Here is a 1,393-nt window from a genome sequence, read left to right as displayed (position 1 = left end):
GGGTCTGTCTAGATAACGGTGTATCTCGATCTTGATTAGTTATCGAGTGGTCGGGGTCAGGCGGCCTTCGAAGGTGATGGCGAAGGCGTTCAGCGCGGCTTTCCAGCGGGTGATCCAGCGTTTGCGGCCCTTACCGGTCGGATCCAGGCTCATGATCGCCATGTAGACGCACTTGAGCGCGGCCTGCTCGTTCGGGAAGTGCCCGCGAGCCTTGACCGCCCGCCGGATGCGGGCGTTGACCGACTCGATGGCGTTGGTCGAGCAGATCACCCGGCGGATCTCGGTGTCGAAGTTGAGGAAGGGCACGAACTCGGCCCAGGCGTCCTCCCACAACTTCACGATCGCCGGATACTTGCCGCCCCACGTCTCGGCGAACTCCAAGAACCGCTCCAGCGCGGCCGCCTCGGTCGGCGCGGTGTAGACCGGCTTGAGCGCCTTGGCGATGGCGTCCCAGTGCTGGCGGGCGGCGTACCGGAACGAAGCACGCAGCAGGTGCACCACGCAGGTCTGCACGACAGCCTGGGGCCAGACCTGCTCAATAGCCTGCGGCAGCCCCTTGAGGCCGTCACAGACCACCATCAGCGCGTCCGCAACGCCGCGGTTCTTGATCTCAGTGAGCACATGCAGCCAGAACTTCGCCCCCTCGCCGCCGTCGCCGGCCCACAAACCAAGGATGTCGCGCTCGCCATCGACGGTGACGGCCATCGCCACGTAGACGGGGCGATTGGCGACCTGGCCGTCACGCAGCTTGACGTGGATGGCATCGATGAAGATCACCGGGTAGACGAGGTCGAGCGGCCGGTTCTGCCACTCTGCCATCCCCTCCAGCACCTTGTCGGTGATGGTGGAGATGGTCTGCCTGGACACCTCGGCGCCGTACACCTCGGCCAGATGCGCCGAGATCTCGCCGGTGGTCAGGCCCTTGGCGGCCAGCGAGATGACCATCTCATCGACGCCGGACAGGCGTCGCTGCCGCTTGCGCACGATCTTCGGCTCGAAACTGCCATCCCGATCCCGCGGCACGGTGATCTCTACCGGCCCGACGTCGGTGAGCACGGTCTTGGACCGGCTGCCGTTGCGGGTGTTACCCGTCTCATTGCCGGAGCGTTCGTGCTTGTCGTGCCCGAGATGATCGGTGATCTCGCCCTCCAGCGCGGACTCCAGCACCAGCTTGGTCAGCCGGCCAAGCAGCCCGTTCTCACCCACCAGCTCCACTCCTTCGGCTCGCGCCTGGTCGACCAGCCTGGCCACCAGCTCCCGGTCCGTCGAGTTGTCCGGCTTCTTGCGCGCCACCGCGGCGTCCTCCAGGTCGATCTCCGTCGATGCCTGGATCACAGTACTCATCAGGGGTGTCCTCCATGATCAGGAGTTACACCGTTGTTCTTACAGTCCC

Annotated in this window: 1 protein-coding gene; it reads right to left on the bottom strand. The window is 65.2% G+C overall.

Features of this window, described 5'->3' with window-relative positions; genetic code table 11:
* Nucleotides 1-39: 39 nt before the first annotated feature.
* On the bottom strand, nt 40-1,344 hold the full coding sequence (locus tag ABT158_RS51190; protein ID WP_502911649.1) for an IS256 family transposase: 1,305 nt from the start codon (nt 1,342-1,344) through the stop codon (nt 40-42).
* Nucleotides 1,345-1,393 lie beyond the last annotated feature (49 nt).

The sequence above is a fragment of the Nonomuraea sp. NPDC001636 genome, assembly GCF_040298265.1.
Lineage (GTDB): Bacteria > Actinomycetota > Actinomycetes > Streptosporangiales > Streptosporangiaceae > Nonomuraea.
The sequence above is the reverse complement of the archived record's forward strand: the minus strand, read 5'-3'. Positions and strand labels throughout refer to the sequence as shown.